Below are 24,451 nucleotides of genomic sequence, written 5' to 3' on the forward strand. Positions count from 1 at the left end.
ATAAGGAGGTGCGGAGTATGGATTCTCCCCATTCGAGTATGTCAGAAGAAGTACCCATATACAGCCAGATAACCAGTGACGACATGATGAGGAGACAAACCGCCGCACTTCCCTTGACGGACGGCGCGTCTCCGTAAAGGAGGTACGAGTCCCGATGGTCCAAAACATGACCTATGACGAACTCATATTACGCATTATCATTTTATTGCGGGACGGAAAAATAAAAGAATTCCGAAACATGATAGATGAGCTTCAGCCCTATGACATGGCATTTTTGTTTAAAGAAATGCCGGAAAAGCACCGGGCCCGCTATCTGTCATATATGACGGTTGATGACATCACCGATATGATCGGAGAGCTGGAGCGGGAATTTCAGCTTGCCGTTTTGCATAAAGTCGGTAAAACGAAAGCCACTCTCGCAATGAATAAAATGGATAACGACGATCTCGCAGCATTGCTGGAAGAGATGGATGAAGAACTGAAAGAACAGCTTTTATCCAGCATGGAGGCTGAGGAATCAAAGGCCGTACAGCTTTTGATGAACTATCCGCAAGAATCGGCGGGCCGGATGATGACGAACCGCTTCGTCTGGATTCCGCAGCATTATACAGTAAAAGATGCGGTCGTGAAGCTGAAAAGCTTTGCAGAAATCGCAGAATCAATAAATTATTTGTACGTGATTAATGACAGCAAGCAGCTTGTCGGAGTGCTCTCATACAGAGATTTAATTCTCGGCGAGCCTGAGGATAAAGTGCAGGATCTCATGTTTACTCGTGTCATCTCGGCCGGGGTGCTCCAAGACCAGGAAGAAGTCGCCCGGCTGATCCAGCGGTATGACTTTTTAGCCATTCCCATCGTGGAAGAAAATCATGTGCTTGTCGGTATTGTCACTGTCGATGATATTATTGACGTCGTGATTAAAGAAGCCGATGAAGATTACGAAAAATTCGCAGCCTCCGGTAAGGCGATTACATTTGATACGAAAGCGTACGTTGCGGCGTACCGCCGTTTGCCGTGGCTCATTCTGCTTTTGTTTATCGGATTGATTTCCGGAAGCATTCTGAATTATTTTGAAGATACATTGCAAAAAGTAGTCGCCCTCGCGTTTTTCATGCCGATGATCGCGGGAACGACGGGTAATACAGGCACACAGTCACTCGCCGTCGTCATCAGAGGACTGGCTAAAGAAGAAATGAATAAAAAAACCATCTTTAAACTGATTTTCCGTGAATTAAGAACCGGTATCTATATCGGCATCGTCTGTGCGATCGCGATTACGATTGTCGCAACCGTCTGGCAGAAAGACTTAACGCTCGGTTTTGTCGTCGGTTCATCGCTGCTTGCAACGTTGATTATCGGTACGATGGCGGGAACGATCGTCCCTATTATTCTTCATAAACTGAACATTGACCCGGCGATTGCATCAGGACCGCTGATTACGACGCTGAACGATATTTTGTCCTTATTAATTTATTTCGGCATTGCAACTGCATTTCTTCATGCTTTATAAAAAAAGTCCGTCTCACAGGAGGCGGACTTTTTTGATCAGCGGTTTTTATACTTAAAATGAGCATTAAGCTGTCCTTCCAGCATTTTTTTGCGGAGCTGCGGGTCGTTTTTAAGAGCCTGTTCTTTTTTTCGCATGTCTTTTAAAATCTCAGCCGTCTGCACGCCGTCTTCCCGCTTGTTGGCAATATCCATGAGCCGCTCAACGTCCGCGAAAGAATACTTTCTCGTTCCCCGTGATGAACGCTGCGGGTAGATTAATTTCCGTTCTTCATAGTATCTGATCTGTCTGACTGACAATCCGGTTAATTCGCTTACAATGCCGATCGAGATTACTTTTTTATCTTTGTAAGATTGTTCGTCTGCCGTCATTTTCCCCACCCCTGGATGTCTTTTACTCATATTATATAAGAAAAAAAGAGAAAAAACCTGACGCTTGTCAGGTTTTCTGACACGGAATAGAAAATTTTAGAAAAAAAGCGGCAGAAAAATTGACAAGGTTAATGCATGGTCCTTTGCCCCGTTTTATGCTTACTGTACAGACACAATGAGGAGGAAGGATAGGAATGGAGAAAGAAAAAGCGGTTTCGCTGGCAAAAGAAATCATTGAATTAGATATGAAACGCGATGAAATGCTGGAGGCGTTCATGCAGCTTGCCGGGGAACACGCTTTTCCGCTGCTCAGAGCCGTCCAGAACGGACTTTACCGAAAAACATCATAATCTACAGAAGTTTTACAATGGCTTTATACATCTTTGATATAAAAGCGTTATTCTGATCATAGAATAACGGAAAACAAAGGAGGCCGCCATGAGTCGTTTGCTTCAAAATGCATTGGACAAAGAGAGAAACCATTATTCCAAAAAGCTTCTGCAGATCGGAGTCTATACGAAAGAAATACTCAATTCCATGACAATTACGGAGCTGAGAAAGGAATACGCGTATTTTTTTCGGAACATTCCCTATAAAGAACGGAACCCTTATACAAATTAAATGATGTATAAGGGTATTTTTTTATATAAAAAAGAAGGAATTCTGAAAAACGGCACGAATAGAATATAAAACAAAGAACGACTCTTATGAATTGTAAGGGTTTACATTATTTTTTTATAAAAATCTTAAATACGGGGTAGATATGATGAGATTATCATTTAACGAAGAAGAAGTGATGCGTTCGATGAATTTGTACAAAGTTTTTGCAAGGGCTTTCAAGAGTGTGTCTGAACACAGCATCCGAGACAGTAAAGAACACGGTTTTAATCCGACTGAATTTGCCGTTTTGGAGCTGCTCTATACGAGAGGACCGCAAAAGCTTCAGCAAATCGGGTCGCGTCTTTTGCTTGTCAGCGGGAATGTCACCTATGTCATCGACAAGCTTGAAAGAAACGGGTTTTTGGTCAGAGAACAAGACCCGAAGGACAAACGGTCTGTTTACGCCCATTTAACTGATAAAGGAAACGAGTATTTGGATAAAATTTATCCGATTCATTCATTGAGAATTGCGAGAGCGTTTTCAGGACTTATGCCTGAGGAACAGGAACAGCTGATAGCCCTGCTGAAAAAAGCGGGAATTCACAGCCAGCATTTGCTTTTCCGTTAAAAGAAAGCGGATACAGACACTCTTCTTCACGAAGAGTGTTTTTTTTCTGTTCCGGACAGTAGAGCCTGAAGCGGTTTTTGCATAAGCTGATACAGGTCGGCATCATTATTTACCAATCATAATGTGACATGCCCCATGCCAAAATATGAGGGTGCTTTGAATATAAAGAAGGTGAACATGTGAGAAGCTGTCTGCTGTCTATATGGTACTTACTTGATCCGCTTTATTTCTTCTTTACCCGGCTGACGCTGATTGATAAACGGCAATCGAATGTATTCCGCGTCCGTTTGACTAGATATAAAGGAAAAGAAGTCATCCTGAGCGACGGAACCAGAATTAAAAAAAACGACGTGTTAGTTAAGATTCATCTTCATAATGTCAAACTCCTGAAAGAGCTGCAGCCTATTGAAAGCGCGGTCAGAAGGGGGATTATGCTATATCAGAAGGTATATCAATCCATGCCTCATTTAGCGGATTATATTAACCAGCATAAACGGAAAGACGAGATTAAGGGAGTCGTCGGCATTACAATGCTTCATAAAGGAGCGGCGAGACTCGGTTTTGATGTGATAAAACCGTCCAGCGGCTGCTACAGGCTGTTTAAGAAAGCGGCCCATATTCCCATTTTATACTTTACTGCAAAACAGCTCACCCTCAAAAACATTCCTTACTCCTGCTATTTATTTATTTCCAAAGAAAAATTGATGTGCACATATCAGACTGAAAAGAGCTGACAAAAAGCGTCAGCTCTTTCTCTTGATTTGCTCAAGCACGATTGAAAGCGGGCCGTCCTGCGGATTCCGGTAAAAATCATAAAACGGATCTCCCTCTGTCCTGACGCGGTTCACTACTGTATCGATCGTATAATCATCAGGTGTTAAAGAGGAGTTGACTTCGCTCCAATAAAGGGGAGCCGCAACCGTTCCCAGTTCGTTGCCCCGGGTCGAATAGGGGGCGATAATGGTTTTCCCTTCGGCATGCTGCAAATAATCTAGATAGAGCCTGCCGTTTCGGTTTTTGATAAACCGCTCTGTCGTAAAAAGATCCGGGCGCGTCCTGACGCAATAATCGGCGATGAGCATTGTGAACGCACGGGTTTCTTCATAGGTGAATGCTTCCGGTGAAAGCGGGATGTAGAGCTGAATGCCTTTATTTCCGGAGAGCTTCGGGAATGACGTAATACTGAATGAATCAAACAGCTGTTTCAGCACATGCGCAGCCTCCACAGCCATAGGGAAATCATTCCTTGACGGGGGATCAAGGTCAATGACAATCTCTGCGGGCCTTTCAGAATGAACTTTCTGAAACGGAACGTGAAATTCAAGCGCCAGCTGATTAGCCAGCCATAAAAGTGACGGTATGCTGCTGCATACGATGTGCTCGTGGCTCCCGTCAAACACGCTTGAGACAAAGTCCGGCGTGTAGTCCGGTTTGTTTTTTTGAAAAAAAGATTCGCCAGGCGCGCCGTGCGGATAACGGATCACCGTGACGGCCCGATCTTTAAGAAAGGGCATAAGAAAATCGCTCATTTTCACCATATAACTAAGGAAATCTGCTTTCGTTTTTTCACGTTTTTTAAAAACAATCTTATCCAGGCTTGTGAACTGCAGCTTCGGCGGCAGCGTTTTAGAGTGAAGGATAAGCTGCTGATACGTGCATTCCGTCCAATCCATTTCAAACTGAAAAGACACAAAAGATACTTCACGCAGCGTGTCCTGCAATATGGTTAAATACTGCACGGTCATGCAGATAGAAGGCTCAAGTGTATACTCGCCGCTTTTTTGTTTTTTTCCATGGGTCTCCATAATGGTTCTGACGGCGTTTTTTTCTTCCGCCTGCATGCCGTGGGAAACGGAAGCGATCGGGACGGCGGTGTCGTCTTTTAAAACAGAGGCCGTTACATACCCGTTCTTCGGGTTAAACCCGGTTAATAGCACATGTGCCGTTTTCATATGTTTATACTTTTGCCAGTCGGGAGAGCGTTTATTTTCCGCCCAGCCGCTGGAAGCCCTTTTTGCTACGATACCTTCTCCGTCATGGCGGACGACCTTGTCCCAAAGCGCATCAAAGTCAGTGTGTTCCGGAATGTATTGAATCGCTTCTTCCGCTAAGTGATGAGGGCAGGCGGGAAGATTTGCTTCTTTAAGCAGTTTGGAAAGGGCGCGTTTCCGTTTCACATACGGTAATGAGACGGTGCCGGCGCCTTCCAGAACGAGGAGATCAAATGCCAGAAAGCGGCACGGCCGTCTATCAGCGGTGCTTTCAATTGCTTCCGTCCGTTTTAAACGTCCGCGGATTTGAAGATGCTCAAAGTCCGCTCTGTACGGATTGATTAAATAGACAAGCTCTCCGTCAAGCGTAATGGGAAACCTGTCTTTCATGTGCTGAAAACACCGGGCCGCAAAAGCCGTGATTTCGGGAAATTGATTCGTCAGCGTCTGTCCGTTTCTGCTGGTTAATGTAACGCCGCTTTCGTCTATGCGGAGAAGACAGCGGAACCCGTCATACTTTACCTCATAGCGCCACTCACTGCCTTCAGGCGGTACAGAGGTCAAAATCGGCTGCATCGTCAGCACCATGATTAAGACGTTCCGGCTTTTTGTCTGGTCGTCTTCTGCTTTTTGCCTCCGCCGCCTGCTGACGCGGCGTCTTTTGTCCGCGCCGGTGCAGCCTGTTCGCGATCCGGCCGCTTCGTCCGGTCAATGCTTGCCTGAAGCGCGCTGACAAGATCGATGACATCTTCGCGCGGGCCGGCAGCAGCCGGTGTCACGCCCGCTTCTTCATGTTCGAGCTTATCGTTAATTTTAGCGAGAAGGGCTTTCCGGTATGTGTCTTCGTATTGTTCCGGGTCAAACTCGGTTGTCAGCTCATTAATTAACGTAATCGCCGTCTGCAGCTCTTTTTCATTAACGGCTGTCTGCTCGGGAACGCCCGGCACATGTCCGGCGTTTCTGACTTCATCCGGATAATGAATGGATTCCATCACGATGCAGTTGTCATACACGCGAAGAATCGCAAGCTGCTGTTTAGAGCGGATCGTAATGGAGGCAATCCCGATTTTACCCGTCGTCCTCAGCGCTTCCCGTAAAAGTGTATAGGCTTTTGTGCCGTTATCTCCCGGCCCGACATAATACGACCGGTTAAAATAAATCGGATCAATTTCCTGCAGCTGGACAAAGTCAACAATCTCAACCGCCTTTTCTTCATGTTCCTGTTTTACGTCTTTCAAGTCATCGTCTGTCATAATGACGTATTTCCCTTTTACATACTCATAGCCTTTCACGATTTCATCAGGCTCCAGACTCTTTTCACATCCGGTGCAGATTTTTTCGTATTTAATCGGCGCATGGTCTTCTTTATGAAGACTGCGGAATTTTATATCTTTATCTTCAGTGGCCGCAAAGAGCTTAACCGGGATATTGACGAGGCCGAAACTGATCGAACCCTTCCACATCGTGTGCATGAATAAAAACTCCTTTTTGTCTTTTATTGTGGATAAACGGGTCCGTTCCATGTGTAGCAACTTATGGGTGTTGCGGCGCTTCATGGAGCGGCTGTTCCATTTCCTCAGGCGGAAATGGTCGGCTGAAAAGCAAATGAATTCTTTATAGTGAATCGGTAAGTTCTTTAAAGCGCTGAAGTCCCTGAAAATCATCAGCGGTAATCAAAAAGATTATACAAAATCATTCCCCGGGAAATGCCCCGCATTCCCATGTAGTGACTGAGAAAATTTCCCGCTCCCATATGAACTGAATCCGCGGTCAGCCGCCGCTTACCGCGAAGGGTAATTTTTCCGGAGAACTTAAGTGATATAACCGCCGCCAGACAAGCAATCAGGAGACAGGCGGGACGTTGTATTGCGCATGTCATTCCCTCCCGCTATACCGATCTGAAACGACTCACATTTATAACGGGCATGTCTAAAAGATATTTCAGACTCAAGGTTTTGTGTTAAAATCATTCTTAAGTTTCAGAATATAGACGTAAGCCGGGAGTGATAAATCATCGAAGATTTCATCATATCAATAATTGAAGCGTTTAAAAGCTTATCTTACGCCGGAATTTTTTTGGCGCTCAGTATAGAATTCATCCCGGCGGAAATTGTTCTTCCGCTTGCGGGCTATTGGGTCTCAAAAGGGGATATGACGCTTGCCGGGACCGTGTTTGCCGGTTCGCTCGGCGGTGTTTCAGGTCCGCTTGTCTTATATGGAATCGGCAGGCTGGGCGGTCGGCCGTTTTTGCTGAAATATGGAAATTATATATGGATAAAACCCGAATCCCTGCAGAAATCAGATGATTTCTTTCAGAAGCACGGAGGTTTGGTCGCGTTCAGCGGCCGTTTTATACCGGGGGTCAGGACGCTGATTTCTTTACCGTGCGGCATTGCGAAGATGAATGTCTGGGTGTTCTCTCTATATACATATGCAGCGATGCTGCCGATTACATTTGCTTACGTATACCTCGGAATGAAACTCGGGGAAAATTGGAAAAGCGTCGGTTCCATTCTCGATCAATATATGCTGCCGCTCGGTATATTCATTGTGTTGCTTCTCATTCTTTGGATGTTTTTAAAGAGAAGAAAACAGCGGGCCAAAACAGAAAAAATTTCTCAATTTGTTAAAAAAGTTAAGCGTTGACAAATGATGAAACAGGCTTTATCATGAGCGTATAAACAAATATTTCTTGAAATCCCAAAGGGGAGTAGCGTCCGGATATTCCGGAAACAAAGTCGTCAATTCATGGATCATATCCATCGGCTTTGTTGGCATGCCAATCATTCATGTCTAGCAAGACCTTTGCCTTATATCGGCAAAGGTCTTTTTTGCGTAAAAAACCGCCGGTATAAGCTCGGATGATAGAAAAAAGAAACGGAGGGAATGGATTGGACTTTGCATTATTATTGGAGTATGGATGGGTTCTTCTCGTTTTAATCGGGCTTGAAGGGATTTTGGCGGCGGATAACGCGCTGGTGATGGCTGTGATGGTGAAGCATCTTCCTGAAAAACAAAGGAAGAAGGCTTTATTTTACGGATTGGCGGGCGCATTTATTTTGCGTTTCGGGTCGCTGTTCGCCATTTCTTTTCTGGTGAATGTTTGGCAGGTCCAGGCCGTCGGCGCTTTATATCTGTTTTACATTGCGGTCAGCCATTTGCTGAAGCGGTATGTATTTAAAGATAACGCCGGTCAGAAAACGCAGAAAGAAAGCGGGTTTTGGCAGACTGTCTTGAAAGTGGAGCTCGCGGACATCGCTTTTGCCGTTGACTCCATTTTAGCGGCGGTCGCGCTTGCCGTAACGCTCCCGGGAACACAGCTTCCTGCCATCGGCGGCTTGGACGGCGGTCAGTTTCTCGTTATTTTAGCCGGCGGCGTAATCGGTTTAATCATTATGCGTTTTGCGGCATCAATGTTCGTATCCTTACTGAAAACCAGGCCGGGCCTTGAAACGGCGGCATTTGTGATTGTCGGATGGGTAGGCATGAAGCTCGCTCTTTATACATTGGCTCATGAGGAACTCGGTATAATTCCGGCAGATGTCATCCATTCGGCGGCCTGGAAAATCATTTTCTGGGCGGTTCTGGCTGCCATTGCGGTTTGCGGATGGTTTATGTCAGGAGCAAAACAAATAGAGTCTGGCGCGGAATCGGAAAAAAGAGAACACGCGTAAAATGATCAAAAAGGGAGTCTGACTTTTTAAAAAGCAGGTTCCCTTTTTGTTTGAAACGCTTACATTTAAGACATATGATAACAATTTTATAACAGCATTGTTACAAAAAACACAGAGAAAACCCCCTTAATTCTGCATGGGGGCACGAAATCATGTATAGTACGTCTTATTGGCTTGTCATAATTGAGACAAATGAAATCGATTTCTCTTTTTCTTCCTTTGCGAATCCCTACTAAATTAGCTATGATTATGAGTAGTTATAGGGAGGAACTGAGGTGAAACCAGTGCTTAGCCTTTTGTTTAAATTGGGAAAAAAGAAGCAAACGCTTGAAACATCTGTTGAAAAAATACAAAAAGGCGACAAAGATCTGCAGAACGATTTAATACAGCAATATAAGCCTTTTATCGCGAAGACGGTTTCATCCGTTTGTAAACGATATATAGATGAAAAAGACGACGAATTCAGCATCGGGCTGATCGCGTTTAACGAAGCTATTGAAAAGTATTCGGCTGAAAAAGGTAATTCGCTGCTTGCATTTGCAGAGCTGATTATAAAAAGAAAAGTGATAGACTATATCAGAAAAGAAGCAAGAACCGCTCAGCATATCAATATGGATGTGCAGGAAGGCGACGACCAGGAATCTTCGCAGAGCCTTATCGAAGCGGAGCTTTCCATTGATGAATACCGCAAACAGATAGAACAGGAACAGCGCCGGGAAGAAATTCTTTTTTTTCAGAAGCAGCTGAAAGAATACGGCCTGTCTTTTAAAGAGCTGCTGGAACAATCGCCGAAGCATACAGATGCGAGGCAGAATGCGATTAAGGTAGCCTACACGCTTGTTGAAAATGAAGAGCTGGCGTCCATTTTGCACCATAAAAAACAGCTTCCTGTCAAACAGCTGGAGCAGCTCGTGTCGGTCAGCAGAAAAACGATCGAACGGAACCGAAAATATATCATCGCCATGAGTATTATTATTACCGGTGATTATATTTATTTAAAAGATTATCTTAAAGGGGTGTTGCACTCATGAGAAGAGGGATCATAGTAGAGAAAAATAAAAAATTCGTCACGTTGCTAACCCCTGACGGACAATTTTTAAAAACAAAAAATGATCACCGCACTTGTGAAATCGGAGAGGAAATTACGTTCGAAGGCGAAACGCGTATGGGAAGAAGGGCCAGCTTTTTTGATTTTCTGAAACTGCGCCCTTTTAAATTGGGAGTGTTTACGATGACTGCTATTATTTTGTTTATTTTAATTTTGCTCCCGGTTTTTTCTGATAACAAAGCTTACGCGTATATGACGCTTGACATTAATCCCAGCATTGAAATGGCTTTAAACAGCAAATATGAAGTCATTGAACTGACACCGCTGAACCATGACGCCAAACAGGTCATCAGTGACATCGGAGATTGGAAAAGCAGCGATTTTAAGGAAGTCATCAGTAATATTATTACCGATTGCAGCAAGCACGGATATGTAAAGGAATCAAAAGAGATTTTAATTTCCACGGTTTATGAAAATACAGATGACAATACATATAAAAAAGGCGTTAAAAAACAGCTGGCTGACATGACTGAAAAATATAAGGGCACCTACCAGGTCCAATCGCTTGAATCTGATATGGAAACAAGAGAAAAAGCAAAACAGGAAGGGATGTCAACAGGCAGCTACATAAGAAGAAACGAAAAGAAAACAGAAGAAAAACAGCCTGAAAAGCAAACCGACGGCAATGAAACAGATCAAAAAGATACCGAAACAGACGCTGATCAAAGCGAGCAGCCGGACACAGAAAAGCCGGCGGCTGATGAAAAGACAGCTCCTGATGAAGAAAAGGCAGCAGAGAAGCCGGGAAACAATGAAACAACGCCCGGTACGGAAGAAGCGAAGCCGGACAGTCAGGACGGCAATCAGCAAACCGAAAAAAATGCAGCTTCCGGATCAGAGGAAAACACACAAAAGGAACAAGATGGGGAAACAGAGCAGCCCCCAACACAAAATCCTCAGGAAAACGGAAATGACAAAGAGCCTAAGCAAAAGTATTACAATCATTACTGGAATCATGATCGCAATGAACATTGGGAATCCTATCGGCATCATGAAGATTCGTCAGACCGAAGGAATCCGAACGGCTACCGGCACGGAAAGGAGAATGCCGATAAATATCAAAATTCGCCGAGAAGTCCCGGCGAATAAGCTGCATTATTGATTTTTCCCGTTTAATTGTGATTGAGCCTGCTGTACAAGACGTTTTGTCATTTCCCCGCCTACAGAGCCGTTTGCGCGTGCTGCTGTATCAGAGCTAAGGTTCACGCCGAATTCTTGAGCCACTTCGAATTTAAATTGGTCAAGTGCCTGCTCAGCCCCTGGAACTAAGAGTTTATTTCTGCTCGCCATCTTTTTCATCTCCTTTTCTCTGGCAAGATGTGTTTTCGCATTTTAGTTTCAAACGGAACGGTATTGATTATGCTGGCAATTGTTGTACAGCAAAAAAACCCCGGCGCAGACACCGGGGCGAAGAAGCGTTATGAATTATAATAAATGGCTGATCATTTTGTAGGCTGAGGCTTGAATATGGAAAGTCAAAACGGAGAGCACCGTGACGGCGATTATGGATCTGATATCGTTCCATTGTCCGCTTCCGAGTTCTTTAAAGCAGCCTTTGAGCTTGTCCGTCTGCTCTTCGACGAGCTCCTGCAGGCTCGTTTCCTTCATCGGCGGGTTTGCCTTATGATGAAGATAATCAATCACTTGGGCGCAGCTTTCATAGTAGCTGATCGGGCTGATGACGTCGTCTGATCTGTCTGTGATCGTGTTAAAAGCGATTTTTAATATGCCGCGTATATGTTCGAAGTCATAAATTGATTTTAAATCACGTACAATGAGAAGGATGACAGCTTGTTCAATTGTATATTTTTTGCCGAGTAAGGGGTGGCCGATTAAATCTTTAATATCGCGCTTCACCCAGTTTTGGACGGCGGTTGATTTTAAAGACGTCAGCTCGCACAGATTTCCCAGCTCGACAATCTCGTTAGTTGAAAGCCCGTATTCCTTTTTCTCTTTTTTTCGTTCGAATCTCGTCAGAAATTCAGGGATATGCAGACGGCTTTCCGCTTCATCCAAGGTCATATCCGCTGATTGCAATAAGATTTGGAGAGGGGTTGCGTCTCCTTGGCCTTTTAACGCGTAAAGAAGCCGGACCATATCAGTTCGGGTCAGTTTAAACGTGTTCATGGTTCACCTCTGATTGATTACGTGTTACTTTCTAATATCAATGAGAATTACATTAACATCATACGTCGAAATTGTTGCATTTTCAAACAGATCATTTATAATTTAAGTAAATAAGTTCTTTTGATCTTAAAAAAGACGGAGGTAATTATGGCGAAAAGAATATTTCTGTTTATTTTAACGAACCTTTTGGTCATTACGACAATCGGAATTGTGCTTACGATTATTACAAGCGTTACCGGTGTCGGCTCATATATTCAAAATGGCCGCATTGATCTGATGGCATTGCTCGTGTTCAGTCTTGTCGTCGGTTTTGTCGGTTCTTTTATTTCTCTCGGAATGTCCAGATGGATGGCCAAAACGATGATGGGCGTCCGGGTGTTAAATCCGAAGAAACAGTCGCTCAGCTATGAAGAACAGCAATTGGTTGACCGTGTGCACAGATTGTCCCGTGCCGCAGGGATGACGAAAATGCCTGAAGTCGGCATTTATCATTCCCCGGAGGTCAATGCTTTTGCGACCGGGCCTTCTAAGCGCCGTTCGCTTGTCGCAGTTTCTTCAGGTTTATTGCAGCAGATGGATGATGCTGCGGTGGAAGGGGTTCTTGCCCATGAAGTCGCACACATCACAAACGGTGATATGGTCACGATGACGCTGCTGCAGGGAATCGTCAATACGTTCGTCGTATTCCTTTCCCGAATCGCGGCATGGGTTGCAAGCCGCTTTGTCAAAGAAGACCTCGCGCCGGTCGTTCATTTTATCGCGATGATCGTGTTTCAGATTATCTTTTCCATTCTCGGCAGTCTTGTCGTCTTCGCCTACTCGCGCCATAGAGAATTTCACGCTGACCGCGGCGGTGCAGACCTTGCCGGCAAGGATAAAATGATTCACGCCCTGCGTACGCTGAAGTCTTATACAGGACATGTGAATGAAGAGGACCAGACGGCGGTGCAGACGTTAAAAATTAACGGCAAAAAGCATTCGTCACTGTTCTCCACACACCCTGATCTCGATGAGCGCATCCGCAGGCTGGAAGCAAAATAATCAACAAAACCTCTGACAATCGTTTCAGAGGTTTTTTGTTTAAAGATCGGCAAATTACATAAGGTAATGAAAAATCTTTCTAAAAAGACCTTTAAAAATTCTCCCAATATCATTAGAATAATTACGTACTACATTTGAGAGGCAGAAGGAACTATCTTATGAAATTAAAACTGAAGAAATTCATACAGATCTTGTCGCCTGCACAGCTGATTGCATTATATTATTTTCTTGCTGTGACGGTGGCATTTATTTTGCTAAGTCTGCCGGCCGCCCACAAACAAGGGGCCAGCTGGTCGTTTATAGACGCGCTGTTTACGGCTGTCAGCTCAGTCAGTGTCACCGGTTTAACGGTCGTCAACACGGCTGATACATTCAGCACGGCCGGGATTGTCATTTTGGCTTTCGTGCTTCAATTCGGCGGAATCGGCATCATGACGCTCGGAACATTCGTCTGGCTCATTATGGGCAAACGGATCGGTCTGCGGGAACGGAAGCTCATCATGGTGGATCAGAATCAATCGCAGTTTTCCGGTATCGTCAACCTGATGAAGCAAGTGCTGTTTTTGATTTTATTAATCGAGTTTTTAGGCGGCATCATCTTAGGAACATATTTTTTAACGTATTATGATTCGTTTGAACAGGCGTACTTGCACGGATTCTTTGCGAGCGTCAGCGCCACGACAAACGGCGGTTTTGATATTACGGGAAATTCACTCGTCCCGTTCAGACATGACTATTTCGTGCAGTTTATTACGATGCTTCTGATTATTTTCGGTGCGATCGGTTTTCCGGTGCTCGTAGAAGTAAAAGACTTTTTGTTTTCAAAACAGCGCAGATACTCATTCACGCTGTTTACGAAAATTACGACCGTTACGTTCGGAATGCTCGTTTTGTTTGGAGCCGTGGGCATTTACGCGCTTGAAGCAAGCCATGTCATGAAGGGGAAAAGCTGGCATGATGTTTTATTTTTATGTCTCTTTCAATCAACCGCTACGCGAAGCGGCGGGCTTGCGACAATTGATATCAGCCAGCTGTCGGCGCCGACATTATTTTTCATCTGTGCCCTCATGTTTATCGGCGCATCACCGAGCTCGGTCGGCGGCGGAATCCGTACGACGACATTTGCGCTTAACCTGCTTGCCCTGTTTCATTTTGCCCGGGGGAATAAAGCGGTCAAGGTCTTTAAACGCGAGCTTCATCAGGCTGATGTCATGAAGTCGCTGGTCGTCACGATGATGGCGATTCTGCTCGTGTTCGGATCGACGCTGATTCTGTCCGTGACGGAGAAAAATCAGACGCTCCTCGGACTGCTTTTTGAAGTGTGTTCCGCATTCGGAACGACCGGCCTGTCGCTTGGGATTACTCCGCATTTAAGCGACATCGGAAAATGCGTGATCATGATTGTCATGTTTATCGGCCGGATCGGCATTTTGACGTTCCTTTATTTGATCGGCCGAAAAGAAATCGAAGCAAATTATCACTATCCGAAGGAAAGAATGATTATCGGCTGACACCGCTTTTTAGAAAGCGGTGTTTTTTATTGCCGTAAAATGGATGAGTGGAAACAGTTTCTTTGGAGATTCTACTTGTAAAGAGGTGACGTCATTGTTTGCCGTATTTTGGAAGTCGGTAATTATGATAGCGGTCGGTACCTTTTTATTGCGGATTGCCGGACGGAAATCAATCAGCCAGCTGTCGGTGACCCAGACAGTCATCATGATTTCGATCGGCTCGATTATTATTCAGCCGTTTATTGAACATAATTTATGGGAAACCATTTTCGCGGCGGCGATTTTTATTGCGGTATTAATCCTGATGGAATATTTAGAAATCAAATCAAGCTTTTTTGAGTTTTTATTTTCAGGAAAAACCGTCGCTGTTGTCAGAAACGGAAAAATCATCCCGGAAAATTTAAAAAAAATGCGTTTTACCGAAGCTCAGCTGTCAATGAGGATCAGGCAGGAAGGCCTCGGAGACATTCAAGATTTTAAATATGTGCTGCTTGAGCCGAACGGACAGATCGGCTATGAACTCATTGATGAGGCCAAAAACGTGACAGTGCGCGACTTGAAAAAAATGCTTGATGAATTCAAAACAGATTTGCTGACAGAAGGAGGAAATCAAATGAAACGCAAAGCAGCAAAGAATGAAGCTTTGACCAACAACAACACACCGACTGAGAGCATGGACAAAGATGCATACAAAACACAATATGACGGTGATCCCGGACTGAGAGGCGCAAACCGCAAATCAAAACACGGCAAACAAGGAGGCGAGTAACATGACGAAAAAAAACCGCCACAGCAAAGACATGCAAAACCATAAAAAGCCGATGGACCCTAAATTGCTTGAAGAAGAGTTTGCAAGCGAGCTCGGTGATTATAACGCCGGAAAATGGATTGAAACGCTTGAACAGACGAAGCCAAAGAAAAAAGAAGACGGCAAACAATAAAAAATACCTCTTAGGCGGCAACGCTTAAGAGGTATTTTGCATTATTTCGAATAAGCACCGTTTCTTGTTCCTTTCACCGCTTCAAGCAAACCGGTTATCCGCAGCTCAATAAACGGCTGTGCGGCCGTTTTCACCGCATTGCTGGAGAGAATGGACGTAAGAGCGGCCGTTAAAATTAAGAGCATGACTAAATTCTGATAATCAGACAAGTGATCTTCAAGCCCGATCTGCCGCAGCGTTTTTATAATGAATCCATGCAGCAGATACACGTAAAACGTTCTCGTACCCCATTTCGTAAAGAAATAACGCCTTTGCGGAACGAGCGCCAAAAAGCTGAAAGTGGCGGCAAAGGCCAAAACATACCAGCCGATGCGCGACAGACCGCTCAACAGCGACACCGTGCCGAATGTGGAATAAGGCTCCGATCCGAACAGCCACGAGTAATCAAAATCAATACACCAGCATAACAGGAAAACAATCCCCAGTACGCCGGCGGCAATCTGCCTGCCTCTTTTAGCCCGAAGCAAATCAAAGTGCTGTTTCTTTAAATAAAACCCGACGAGAAACATCGGAAGAAAAACAAACGTCCGTGAAAGACTCAGCGTGCTGCTGATAAAATCAAGATACCCGATCATGACGGCAAGCCCGCAGCTCGCCCCAAGCGCCCACATCTTCGGCAGCTTTGTAAAAGGATAAAGCAGCAGATTCCAAAAGAATAAGCTGACTAAAAACCAGAGAGACCACTGCGGATCAATTGGATTGACGCTTGCCATGCTTTCATCCTGAATCAAATAGTAAAAAACTGAGTAAATGCCCTGAAAAATCAGGTACGGAATAATCAGCTTCACAGCCAGCTTCTTCACATAACCTTTCCGCTTAAAGTTTTTTGCGAAATAGCCGGAAACCAGGATAAAGGCCGGCATATGAAAAGTATAAATGAATTTGTAGAGATGGAGCATAAACTCATTTCCGTTAATAAATGACCGGAGGATATGGCCGAACACCACCAGAAAAATCAAGATAAACTTGGCGTTGTCAAAGTAACTGTCTCGCGATTTTGTCATAGCATCACCTTCTCTTCAAAAATCATCCACTGCATGATTATTTCCTGTTGTTGTTCATTTTAAAATAAAAAATAAAAAATTGAAGGAGGACAAAAGGGATTGTTAGGATGATGTAATGGGGAGGTAAGGATCGTAGAAAAAGACTTTAACTTGTCATATCATTGAAATTTTCTGAAATGTATAGGGCGAATGAAGGAAGATGAGGTATTTTGTAGAAATATTGAAGGATAGGTTTTTGAAGAAGGAGTGTACTGAATGGCTGAAACTCTGGATTTGCAAACAAAAGAGTCGCTGAAAGAGCAGCTGAAGCGGATGAAAGAGGAAAATGACCGCCTGAAGAGTGATTTGAACCGGTATCACGTGATTATGAATAACACGCTTGATGCCATTTTTATATGCCGTAAGGAAATGAAAATCGTCCAGGCGAACGAGGCTGCGGCCCGGATGATGCAGATTGAGGCAGAGAGCCTCATTAACCGCTCCGTCCTGGATTTTTTATATTCCGTGCCTCAGGAAGAACTGAATAAGGCCGTGAAAAAGTTTTTAAAAAAAGGCCATCTGTGGAAAGAGGTGCCGATTAAGCTTGACAGCGGCGCGACGAAATACATTGAATTCCTCGCCAGAGACGGAATTGGGGAGGATTATTTTTTTGTGGTGATGAGGGATATCTCCTCTAAAAAAATATTAGAGCGCGAATTCTCCATGAACGAGCAGCTGTTTAAAGATTTGTTTGACAGGGCTGTCGACGGCATCGTGCTGTTTGATAAGGACGGCGGGTTTATTGATGCGAACCTCTCTTTTTGCAAAAGCTTTGAGATCGGCCAGAATGAATTGTCCCATCTGTCGCTCCGCCATTTTACCGACGGAGAAAACAAAAAGCATCTGAAAGAAATCTGGGAAACCCTCCGCAGAAAAGGAAACGCCAAAGGAGAACTGCCTGTCAAGCTTCGGTCCGGCGAAGAGAAGCTGTTTGAATTTACGATTACGTCCAACTTAATCAGCGGGTTCTACATGTCTATTATGAGAGACATAACAGAGAAACGGTTGATGGAATTGAAACTCTTTAAAAGCGAAGAGCGATTCCGCGAAATTTTTGAAAACGCCATGGACGCGATTGTCATTTGGTCTGATGACGGAAAGATTGCCAAAGCAAACGAATCGGCGTGCCGCATTTTCGAACTGCCGATGGATAAGCTGGTGGAGCGGAATTTATGTACGTTTATCGTTGATCCGCAGAAAAAATACAAGCAGATTAAGAAGAAATATGAAAAATACGGAGAAATCCGTGAAGAAATGCTGTTTCAGATGGCAAACGGCCAATTTAAAGAGCTTGAGTTCACATCAAAACGAACCATACTTGAAGGTCAGCATTTAACCATTTTAAGAAATGTCAGTGATCGTAAGCGGATGGAAAAAGAATTGCGGGAAAGCGAGCTGAAATTCAGAAAAGTATTCAACGGCTCAATGGACGGCAAGGTCTTATTTGACAACCAATTCCGCATTATTGACGCGAATCCTCTCGCAAGCCGTATACTCGGTATGCCGGATGAGGAGCTGAGAGCGTACACCGTTCCGGATATTCTTTCTTTATTTGATATTGAAAACGCGGGTGTTCCCGCCAGAAAGATTGATTTAGAAGGAATGGATAATGAAATCCCCTTCCTGTTAAGCAGCAGCGACAGCCGCAAACTGGAATTCTCCTTCAAAAGAAATATCATTCAAAATATGAATCTGGCCATCTTTAAAGATGTCACAGAGGCCAAAGAGCTTGAAGAGAGGCTGCGGAAATCCGACACTCTTCATGTTGTAGGGGAGCTGGCGGCGGGTATCGCCCACGAAATCAGAAACCCGATGACGGCGCTGAAAGGGTTCATTCAGCTTCTTCAAGGAAGCATTGAAGGTGAATATTCTCTGTACTTTAACGTCATTACCTCAGAATTAAAACGCATCGAGTCTATCATCACTGAATTTTTAATTTTAGCGAAACCTCAGGCGATATTATATGAAGAAAAAGACGTGACGCAGATTATGAAAGACACGGCTGATCTTTTGAATGCCCAGGCCAATCTTGTTAATGTGCAGATCCATCTGAACCTGACCGGAAACATCCCGCCGATTTACTGTGAACCGAATCAATTAAAACAGGTGTTTATCAATATTTTAAAAAACGCAATTGAAGTCATGCCGGGCGGCGGCAATATCTACGTGACCATTCAGTCTTCTGATCAAGACCACATTTTGATTTCTATTCAAGATGAAGGAACAGGCATTTCCGAAGACAAATTAAAACGTCTGGGTGAACCATTTTACACGACAAAAGACAGGGGAACGGGCCTCGGCCTCATGGTCAGTTATAAAATCATCGAAGAGCATCAGGGCCGCATTCATGTGGAAAGTGAAGAAGGGAAGGGCACGGTTTTTCATTTGACGCTTCCGGTCCGGCAGAATACCGAGGAAAGAAGGAGCGGGGAATGATCTGTTTTACAAGTGTGAAAGCGCCGTTTGGAACCGTCATCGTAACAGAGGAAGAGAGCTTTATTACCGGCCTGTTTCTCACCGGGGAAGAGTTTGAGAAATGGCGGAAAGGCGCGCCCGGCGTAAAGCCGTGCGAAACCGCTTTGCTGTCGGAGGCGAAACAGCAGCTGACAGCATATTTTTCAGGAGAAAGAAAGCAATTCTCTCTGCCTCTGAGACAAAAAGGCACACCCTTTCAGGAAAGGGTATGGAACGCGCTGACGATGATTCCTTACGGGGAATCCCGAAGCTACGGCGATATGGCTGAAGCGATCGGAAAACCGAAAGCGGTGCGCGCCATCGGACAAGCCAATAAACGAAACCGGCTGCCGATTTTGATCCCGTGCCATCGGGTAATCGGCAAAAACAGCGCCTTAACGGGATACGCGGGCACGAAGACGGATGTAAAAGCGGTGCTGCTGAACATCGAACAAATATCCTATAAAGAAAAATAAAGCGTATGGCACGTTCCGTTTTTTCACGTCCGACATATCATTTTATTAAGTGAAAAAAGTTGGTCTGATGAAAAAGGAGGACGAAGCCTGATGAAAATGAGCCGCCCGCAGAAGATAGCCGGTTATGCAGAGCTGTTTTTTAAAATGCATCTCATTACAGCCGTCCAAAAAGATGAAGTGATTACATTGTGCAGACAAAAAAACCGCTGACATTGCCTGAGGCAACATCATCAGCGGTTTTTCAGCTCAGCTGGCAGTCAGCGAATAATTGTTCAATTTCTTCCTTGTAAGAACCGGTCACAATTCCTTTCTCGGTTATAATGCCGGAAATCAGGCTGCCCGGTGTGATGTCAAAGGCCGGATTGAAGACCGGAACATCCTCGGGAGCGGTGCGTATGCCGGAGATCTGTCTGACTTCATCCGGATCTCTTTCTTCAATCGGAATCTGATCGCCGTTTTCAATCTGCAAGTCAAATGTCGAAAGCGGTGCGGCCACAAAAAACGGAATTTGAAAGGCGTTTGCCAAAATAGCGAGGCCGTACGTTCCGATTTTGTTGGCCGTATCACCGTTTTTTGCAATTCTGTCAGCGCCGACAATGACTGCAGAAATATGTTTTTCCTTCATTGTATGGGCGGCCATGCTGTCGGTAATGAGCGTGACATCAATTCCGCCCTGCATCAGCTCCCACGCCGTCAGCCGTGATCCTTGGAGAACGGGTCTTGTTTCACATGCGTAGATATGAAGGCCGAGGTCTTTTTGTTTTGCTAAGTAAAAGGGAGCAAGCGCCGTACCGTACCGGCTTGTGGCGATCGAGCCCGCATTGCAGATGGTCATGATCTGGTCGCCTTTTTTAAAAAGGTGCAGCGCATTTTGGCCGATCATACGGCATGTTTCTTCATCCTCAATCTGAATTTGAATGGCTTCATGAACGAGCGTTGTCTTCGCTTCATTGATTGAGATCGCATCCCTGATCGAATCCGTCAGTCTGTCAAGCGCCCACGCGAGGTTGACGGCAGTGGGCCTTGAACTGTTTAAATACGCTTTGACGTCCGCGAACTGACGTCGGAAATCTGAAAGGTCGCGGGCTTCAAACGACTTGGCGGAGAGCGCGAGTCCGAACGCCGCGGTTATACCGATGGCCGGGGCGCCCCTTACTTTCAGCGTGACAATCGCGTCGAATACATCTTCCTTTGTTTCAAGTTCCGCATATTCAGTGACGTCGGGAAGCTTTTGCTGATTTAAAATGCGAATATAGGTTTCTTTCCATTCTACAGAACGGGGGATGGCAAATTCATTGGTCATGCTGCATCATTCCTTTACACGGAGCTTAAATTGGTCCAGAACCTCGGTGATATGCTTCAGTTCTTTTCTGTTTTCGATATAATAGGCGCCGATCTCAAGCGCCAGCTTCTTCCGTTCGATTCGTTTGTCAAACGGAGTGATTTCATCTAAGTCAGCCACATGGGCGAGTCCAATCGTGCGCCGGATCAATTCGCATCCCGCAAAACCGACCGCTTCCTCAAACGCGTTTTTCAGTGTGTCTTCCAGCAGGTGTCTGCGGGAAGGCAGGCAGTCTTTCTCCCATGCTTCACTGAATGTTTTCACAAATGTATCCCATACGGCGGCAGTATGGTCATATAACGGCTGTCTGTCGTCACCGTCGCGGCTGAGGGCGTTTAAGAGCAGATTGGCGATAAATTGGCCGATGTCAAACCCGATCGGTCCGAAGAAAGCAAACTCGGGATCAATCACCTTTGTTTCATGTTCATCGGCGAAGATGCTTCCCGTGTGCAGATCGCCGTGAACCAATGTTTCCGCGGAATTCAGAAAGATGGCTTTCAATTCGTCAGCGCCTTCTTTCAGCCGGGAATTGTTCCAAACTTTTTCTGCGTATGGGCGCAGCTCCTCTTCAAAATCGTTTGTCTCATGGTCGAGAAACGGTTCTGTAAACACAAGCCTTTCTGTAATATTGCAAAGCTCAGGATTTGTAAACTGCTTTGCGAGCTGCTGCTTTACTTTCGCATCAAGCGCATAATCGGATGAGTAAAAAAGCGTTTTCCCTAAAAATTCACCGATATGAACCGATAAGTTCGGATAATGCTGCCCTTCCAGCAGCCCTTTTCTTGAAATCCGCAAATGGGAGAGGTCTTCCATAACCGTGACGGCCATTTCAGTATCGGAATAGTAAACGGCCGGAACGAGGTGCGGCACGTGTTCGCCCTGGCGGATGAGGGCGCTGCTTTCGATTCTCGCCCGATCAATGGTAAGCGGCCAGCTTTCACCGACGACTTTCGCGTAAGGGATTGCCTGTTTAATAATCAGTCCTTTTTTGTTTTCTTTATCGTAAACATGAAAGACGTAATTTAAATTGCCGTCGCCGATTTCACGGCATGTCAGAGTGCTTTTGCTTTGGAACAAGCCGAGCTTGACGGCTAACGCGGCGGCGGAGCTTTCTGTTAATTGTTCATAAAGACTTGTTTTAGTTGCTGACATGGATTTACCCTCCAATTATGTAGTGGCAGTAAGAGATCGTGACGGAGAATACGCCCGAAAAAAAGCCTCCTTCTCTGAAAGAGAAGGAGGCTGAAACAGTGCAGTCCGCCTCTTATCTCTCAGATAACATCTGATGGAATTAGCACCGTGCCTTACGAGACAATCGTCTCGGCGCAAAAATCACGCGCCCCATTTCACAATGGAATTACGGTCGGTTGCTGTTGGGGTCAAAAGGCCAATCCCTCGCCCAACTCTCGATAAGAGAAAAATATATTGATTTGTATCACAATTCGGATTAATCAGTTGATGAAAATATTAGCAGGTGCCGGATATTCTTGTCAACATTTTTTTGAAAATTAATATAAATCACGCCGCAAGTCTTGGAAAACCGGAATGGTTCCGCGAACGGCCGCGCTTTCTGACACATCGATTTCCGCCCGGACTGCGCCTTCCGTCCGGTCTCCTTCGGCTAAAATCCGGCCCCACGGGTCAATAATCAGGCTGTGGCCGGCAAATTCATTATCGGGATTGGACCCCGTGCAGTTAGAGGCTGCGACAAAACATTGGTTTTCAATTGCTCTGGCGATAAGCAGGCTTCGCCAATGATCAAGGCGGGGCAGAGGCCATTCCGCAGAGATAAACAGGACATTCGCGCCCTGGGACGTATGCTTTCTGATCCATTCGGGGAAACGGATATCATAGCAGATCAGCCCGGCGCACTTGACACCGTCAAGCTCAAAGGAACCGTCGCTGTTTCCTGCTGCCAAGTAAAGGTGTTCATCCATCAGCTGAAACAGATGGGCTTTCTGATACCGCTTCACGATCTGTCCGCTGTTATCGGCGATGTACATGGTGTTATAGACATTTTCGCCTTCTTTGACCGCAAAAGATCCGGCAACGAGGTGTACGTTGTATGTTTTTGCCGTTTCTTTAAGCCATTGTTCCGAAACTTTGCCGTTTTCATCCGCCAGCTGGTCTAGCCGTGTGAGATCATAGCCGGTCGTCCACAACTCAGGAAGCACGATTACATCCGCATGGCGGCTTTCTTGCTCAATCAAAGATTCTGCTTTTTTAAAGTTTTCTGAAGGATTTCCGTATGAAATATCAAATTGCAAACAGGAAACGGTCCATTTCATTTTTTAACACCTCAAGTTTCTCTTTACTTTTTTTATTTAACCATATATGATGATGGACTATCATTTCAAGACATTTTTAGAAGGTGAAAATATGAACTTTGAAATCTCAGATGTACTCAAACAGCTGCCGGAACAATTTTTCGCATCATTGGTGCAAAAAGTGAATCAAAAGCTGAAAGAAGGCAGAGACGTCATCAATTTAGGGCAGGGAAACCCTGATCAGCCGACGCCTCAGCATATCGTTGAAGAAATGAAGCGCGCCGTCGAAAGGCCGGAAAATCATAAATACTCATCATTCCGGGGCGCTTACAGCTTCAAAAAAGCAGCCGCTGCATTTTATGAAAGGGAGTACGGGGTCACGCTTGATCCGGAAACGGAAGTCGCCGTGCTGTTCGGAGGCAAGGCGGGACTTGTTGAGCTTCCGCAATGTCTTTTAAACCCGGGAGATACCATTCTGGTGCCTGATCCCGGATATCCTGATTACTGGTCGGGCGTCGCCCTTGCGAAAGCGAAAATGGAAATGATGCCGCTGACAGAAGAAAGAGGGTTTCTCCCTGATTACAGCGTAATTCCTGAAAAGGTGCGGAGCGAGGCGAAGCTGCTGTATCTCAATTATCCGAATAATCCGACCGGCGCTGTGGCGACTGAGGCGTTTTTCGAGGAGACGGTCGGCTTTGCGGAGCAAAATGGCATTTGTGTCGTTCATGATTTCGCGTACGGAGCCGTCGGCTTTGACGGTCATAAACCGCTGAGCTTTTTGCAGACTGAAGGCGCAAAAGAGACGGGAATCGAAATCTATACCTTGTCCAAAACGTATAATATGGCGGGCTGGCGGGTCGGATTTGCCGCCGGAAACGCTTCTGTCATCGAAGCGATCAACCTTTATCAGGATCATATGTTTGTCAGCCTGTTTCCCGCGGCGCAGCAGGCGGCGGCAGCCGCTCTTTTAGCGGATCAGGCATGCGTCGCAGCGCAAAATGACAGATATGAATCGAGACGCAATGCATGGATTGAAGCCTGCCGCGATATCGGCTGGGATGTGACGGCTCCGGCGGGCTCCTTTTTTGCATGGCTCCCTGTGCCTGACGGTTATACGTCACAGTCGTTTTCAGATCTGCTGCTCGAGAAAGCGGATGTCGCGGTCGCTGCCGGAAACGGGTTCGGAAAATGGGGGGAAGGCTATATAAGAGTCGGTCTTCTGACAAGTGAAGAAAGACTTAAAGAAGCTGCGGAACGGATCGGGAAACTGAATCTTTTCACCCGAAAAAGCATTGACATATCAGGATAAC

General features: G+C 45.3%; 25 protein-coding genes and 1 riboswitch. Of the genes, 16 read left to right on the forward strand and 9 right to left on the reverse strand.

The window, feature by feature from the left end; translation table 11 throughout:
* The first annotated feature begins 154 nt into the window (after positions 1-154).
* Positions 155-1,510: a magnesium transporter gene (gene mgtE, locus SB847_RS02340; protein WP_012117400.1), complete on the forward strand. Its 1,356-nt coding sequence runs from the start codon at positions 155-157 to the stop codon at positions 1,508-1,510.
* A gap of 35 nt (positions 1,511-1,545) precedes the next feature.
* Here the strand turns inward: mgtE and SB847_RS02345 are convergent, their stop codons facing one another.
* Complete coding sequence (locus SB847_RS02345; RefSeq protein ID WP_014417562.1) at positions 1,546-1,878, reverse strand: MerR family transcriptional regulator; 333 nt, start codon at positions 1,876-1,878, stop codon at positions 1,546-1,548.
* Between the two features lie 194 nt (positions 1,879-2,072).
* Here SB847_RS02345 and SB847_RS02350 point away from each other — a divergent pair, with 194 nt between their 5' ends.
* The 4 genes from SB847_RS02350 (at position 2,073) to SB847_RS02365 (ending at position 3,840) form a co-directional block, all read left to right on the forward strand.
* Entirely contained in the window at positions 2,073-2,228 is a 156-nt protein-coding gene (locus tag SB847_RS02350) for a hypothetical protein (protein WP_003154733.1), read from the forward strand.
* 88 nt (positions 2,229-2,316) lie between these two features.
* Complete coding sequence (gene fbpA / locus SB847_RS02355; protein ID WP_003154731.1) at positions 2,317-2,499, forward strand: Fur-regulated basic protein FbpA; 183 nt, start codon at positions 2,317-2,319, stop codon at positions 2,497-2,499.
* 142 nt (positions 2,500-2,641) lie between these two features.
* Positions 2,642-3,106 carry a MarR family winged helix-turn-helix transcriptional regulator gene (locus SB847_RS02360; protein WP_007610911.1) on the forward strand — a complete coding sequence of 155 codons (465 nt, stop codon included), beginning with the start codon at positions 2,642-2,644 and terminating at the stop codon, positions 3,104-3,106.
* 179 nt (positions 3,107-3,285) lie between these two features.
* A complete protein-coding gene (locus tag SB847_RS02365) occupies positions 3,286-3,840 on the forward strand; it encodes a YkoP family protein (protein ID WP_007407215.1) in 555 nt (184 codons plus the stop codon).
* Between the two features lie 9 nt (positions 3,841-3,849).
* Here SB847_RS02365 and SB847_RS02370 read toward each other — a convergent pair whose 3' ends face one another.
* On the reverse strand, positions 3,850-5,685 hold the full coding sequence (locus SB847_RS02370) for a DNA ligase D (RefSeq protein WP_265972096.1): 1,836 nt from the start codon (positions 5,683-5,685) through the stop codon (positions 3,850-3,852).
* A 2-nt stretch (positions 5,686-5,687) separates the two neighbouring features.
* Positions 5,688-6,569, reverse strand: a complete 882-nt coding sequence (gene ku / locus SB847_RS02375) for a non-homologous end joining protein Ku (protein ID WP_044801320.1) — start codon at positions 6,567-6,569, stop codon at positions 5,688-5,690.
* Between the two features lie 538 nt (positions 6,570-7,107).
* Here ku and SB847_RS02380 point away from each other — a divergent pair.
* The 4 genes from SB847_RS02380 to SB847_RS02395 all read left to right on the forward strand — a co-directional run bounded on the left by SB847_RS02380 (position 7,108) and on the right by SB847_RS02395 (position 10,968).
* On the forward strand, positions 7,108-7,743 hold the full coding sequence (locus SB847_RS02380; protein ID WP_410563162.1) for a DedA family protein: 636 nt from the start codon (positions 7,108-7,110) through the stop codon (positions 7,741-7,743).
* 245 nt (positions 7,744-7,988) lie between these two features.
* Positions 7,989-8,771, forward strand: coding sequence for a TerC family protein (locus SB847_RS02385; protein WP_038457795.1), 783 nt, complete (start codon positions 7,989-7,991; stop codon positions 8,769-8,771).
* Positions 8,772-9,046: 275 nt separating this feature from the next.
* The gene (sigI, locus tag SB847_RS02390) at positions 9,047-9,802 is read left to right on the forward strand and encodes an RNA polymerase sigma factor SigI (protein ID WP_044801321.1); all 756 of its coding nucleotides are present in this window, start codon (positions 9,047-9,049) and stop codon (positions 9,800-9,802) included.
* The gene (locus SB847_RS02395) at positions 9,799-10,968 is read left to right on the forward strand and encodes an anti-sigma factor domain-containing protein (protein ID WP_007407209.1); all 1,170 of its coding nucleotides are present in this window, start codon (positions 9,799-9,801) and stop codon (positions 10,966-10,968) included. The genes sigI and SB847_RS02395 overlap by 4 nt, the downstream gene beginning before the upstream one ends.
* 6 nt (positions 10,969-10,974) lie before the next feature.
* Here the strand turns inward: SB847_RS02395 and SB847_RS02400 are convergent, their stop codons facing one another.
* Positions 10,975-11,169, reverse strand: a complete 195-nt coding sequence (locus SB847_RS02400; protein WP_029325876.1) for an alpha/beta-type small acid-soluble spore protein — start codon at positions 11,167-11,169, stop codon at positions 10,975-10,977.
* A 135-nt stretch (positions 11,170-11,304) separates the two neighbouring features.
* Complete coding sequence (locus SB847_RS02405; protein ID WP_007610930.1) at positions 11,305-12,006, reverse strand: DUF1836 domain-containing protein; 702 nt, start codon at positions 12,004-12,006, stop codon at positions 11,305-11,307.
* Between the two features lie 147 nt (positions 12,007-12,153).
* Between SB847_RS02405 and htpX the strand changes: the two genes are divergently transcribed.
* From htpX to SB847_RS02425, 4 genes are all read left to right on the forward strand, one after another.
* On the forward strand, positions 12,154-13,047 hold the full coding sequence (gene htpX / locus SB847_RS02410) for a protease HtpX (protein WP_007407207.1): 894 nt from the start codon (positions 12,154-12,156) through the stop codon (positions 13,045-13,047).
* 158 nt (positions 13,048-13,205) lie between these two features.
* The gene (locus SB847_RS02415) at positions 13,206-14,558 is read left to right on the forward strand and encodes a TrkH family potassium uptake protein (protein ID WP_007610933.1); all 1,353 of its coding nucleotides are present in this window, start codon (positions 13,206-13,208) and stop codon (positions 14,556-14,558) included.
* 94 nt (positions 14,559-14,652) lie between these two features.
* Positions 14,653-15,327: a DUF421 domain-containing protein gene (locus tag SB847_RS02420; protein ID WP_224181610.1), complete on the forward strand. Its 675-nt coding sequence runs from the start codon at positions 14,653-14,655 to the stop codon at positions 15,325-15,327.
* A gap of 1 nt (position 15,328) precedes the next feature.
* The gene (locus SB847_RS02425) at positions 15,329-15,499 is read left to right on the forward strand and encodes a hypothetical protein (protein WP_007610936.1); all 171 of its coding nucleotides are present in this window, start codon (positions 15,329-15,331) and stop codon (positions 15,497-15,499) included.
* A 41-nt stretch (positions 15,500-15,540) separates the two neighbouring features.
* Here SB847_RS02425 and SB847_RS02430 read toward each other — a convergent pair whose 3' ends face one another.
* The gene (locus SB847_RS02430; protein ID WP_038457803.1) at positions 15,541-16,563 is read right to left on the reverse strand and encodes an acyltransferase family protein; all 1,023 of its coding nucleotides are present in this window, start codon (positions 16,561-16,563) and stop codon (positions 15,541-15,543) included.
* A 255-nt stretch (positions 16,564-16,818) separates the two neighbouring features.
* Between SB847_RS02430 and SB847_RS02435 the strand changes: the two genes are divergently transcribed.
* Complete coding sequence (locus SB847_RS02435) at positions 16,819-19,038, forward strand: PAS domain-containing sensor histidine kinase (protein ID WP_032874693.1); 2,220 nt, start codon at positions 16,819-16,821, stop codon at positions 19,036-19,038.
* Positions 19,035-19,532 carry a methylated-DNA--[protein]-cysteine S-methyltransferase gene (locus tag SB847_RS02440; RefSeq protein ID WP_032874695.1) on the forward strand — a complete coding sequence of 166 codons (498 nt, stop codon included), beginning with the start codon at positions 19,035-19,037 and terminating at the stop codon, positions 19,530-19,532. The genes SB847_RS02435 and SB847_RS02440 overlap by 4 nt, the downstream gene beginning before the upstream one ends.
* A 241-nt stretch (positions 19,533-19,773) precedes the next feature.
* Here the strand turns inward: SB847_RS02440 and mtnA are convergent, their stop codons facing one another.
* The 3 genes from mtnA to SB847_RS02455 all read right to left on the reverse strand — a co-directional run bounded on the left by mtnA (position 19,774) and on the right by SB847_RS02455 (position 23,162).
* On the reverse strand, positions 19,774-20,835 hold the full coding sequence (mtnA, locus tag SB847_RS02445; RefSeq protein WP_349551609.1) for an S-methyl-5-thioribose-1-phosphate isomerase: 1,062 nt from the start codon (positions 20,833-20,835) through the stop codon (positions 19,774-19,776).
* 6 nt (positions 20,836-20,841) lie between these two features.
* Positions 20,842-22,026, reverse strand: a complete 1,185-nt coding sequence (gene mtnK / locus SB847_RS02450; protein WP_099566693.1) for an S-methyl-5-thioribose kinase — start codon at positions 22,024-22,026, stop codon at positions 20,842-20,844.
* A 109-nt stretch (positions 22,027-22,135) separates the two neighbouring features.
* Positions 22,136-22,290: riboswitch (SAM riboswitch) on the reverse strand.
* Positions 22,291-22,382: 92 nt separating this feature from the next.
* Positions 22,383-23,162, reverse strand: coding sequence for a carbon-nitrogen family hydrolase (locus tag SB847_RS02455; RefSeq protein WP_076424017.1), 780 nt, complete (start codon positions 23,160-23,162; stop codon positions 22,383-22,385).
* A 91-nt stretch (positions 23,163-23,253) separates the two neighbouring features.
* On the opposite strand from SB847_RS02455, the gene SB847_RS02460 reads away from it, so the two are divergent.
* Complete coding sequence (locus SB847_RS02460; RefSeq protein ID WP_308825687.1) at positions 23,254-24,450, forward strand: pyridoxal phosphate-dependent aminotransferase; 1,197 nt, start codon at positions 23,254-23,256, stop codon at positions 24,448-24,450.
* Position 24,451 lies beyond the last annotated feature (1 nt).

The organism is Bacillus sp. SIMBA_026, assembly GCF_046535335.1.
Lineage (GTDB): Bacteria > Bacillota > Bacilli > Bacillales > Bacillaceae > Bacillus > Bacillus velezensis.

Coding starts and splice junctions, on each gene's coding strand:
- mgtE (WP_012117400.1), top strand. CDS start 155: ATGGTCCAAAACATGACCTATGACGAACTCATATTACGCATTATCATT.
- SB847_RS02345 (WP_014417562.1), bottom strand. CDS start 1,878: ATGACGGCAGACGAACAATCTTACAAAGATAAAAAAGTAATCTCGATC.
- SB847_RS02350 (WP_003154733.1), top strand. CDS start 2,073: ATGGAGAAAGAAAAAGCGGTTTCGCTGGCAAAAGAAATCATTGAATTA.
- fbpA (WP_003154731.1), top strand. CDS start 2,317: ATGAGTCGTTTGCTTCAAAATGCATTGGACAAAGAGAGAAACCATTAT.
- SB847_RS02360 (WP_007610911.1), top strand. CDS start 2,642: ATGATGAGATTATCATTTAACGAAGAAGAAGTGATGCGTTCGATGAAT.
- SB847_RS02370 (WP_265972096.1), bottom strand. CDS start 5,685: ATGGTGCTGACGATGCAGCCGATTTTGACCTCTGTACCGCCTGAAGGC.
- ku (WP_044801320.1), bottom strand. CDS start 6,569: ATGCACACGATGTGGAAGGGTTCGATCAGTTTCGGCCTCGTCAATATC.
- SB847_RS02395 (WP_007407209.1), top strand. CDS start 9,799: ATGAGAAGAGGGATCATAGTAGAGAAAAATAAAAAATTCGTCACGTTG.
- SB847_RS02400 (WP_029325876.1), bottom strand. CDS start 11,169: ATGGCGAGCAGAAATAAACTCTTAGTTCCAGGGGCTGAGCAGGCACTT.
- SB847_RS02405 (WP_007610930.1), bottom strand. CDS start 12,006: ATGAACACGTTTAAACTGACCCGAACTGATATGGTCCGGCTTCTTTAC.
- htpX (WP_007407207.1), top strand. CDS start 12,154: ATGGCGAAAAGAATATTTCTGTTTATTTTAACGAACCTTTTGGTCATT.
- SB847_RS02415 (WP_007610933.1), top strand. CDS start 13,206: ATGAAATTAAAACTGAAGAAATTCATACAGATCTTGTCGCCTGCACAG.
- SB847_RS02425 (WP_007610936.1), top strand. CDS start 15,329: ATGACGAAAAAAAACCGCCACAGCAAAGACATGCAAAACCATAAAAAG.
- SB847_RS02430 (WP_038457803.1), bottom strand. CDS start 16,563: ATGACAAAATCGCGAGACAGTTACTTTGACAACGCCAAGTTTATCTTG.
- SB847_RS02435 (WP_032874693.1), top strand. CDS start 16,819: ATGGCTGAAACTCTGGATTTGCAAACAAAAGAGTCGCTGAAAGAGCAG.
- SB847_RS02440 (WP_032874695.1), top strand. CDS start 19,035: ATGATCTGTTTTACAAGTGTGAAAGCGCCGTTTGGAACCGTCATCGTA.
- mtnA (WP_349551609.1), bottom strand. CDS start 20,835: ATGACCAATGAATTTGCCATCCCCCGTTCTGTAGAATGGAAAGAAACC.
- mtnK (WP_099566693.1), bottom strand. CDS start 22,026: ATGTCAGCAACTAAAACAAGTCTTTATGAACAATTAACAGAAAGCTCC.
- SB847_RS02455 (WP_076424017.1), bottom strand. CDS start 23,162: ATGAAATGGACCGTTTCCTGTTTGCAATTTGATATTTCATACGGAAAT.
- SB847_RS02460 (WP_308825687.1), top strand. CDS start 23,254: ATGAACTTTGAAATCTCAGATGTACTCAAACAGCTGCCGGAACAATTT.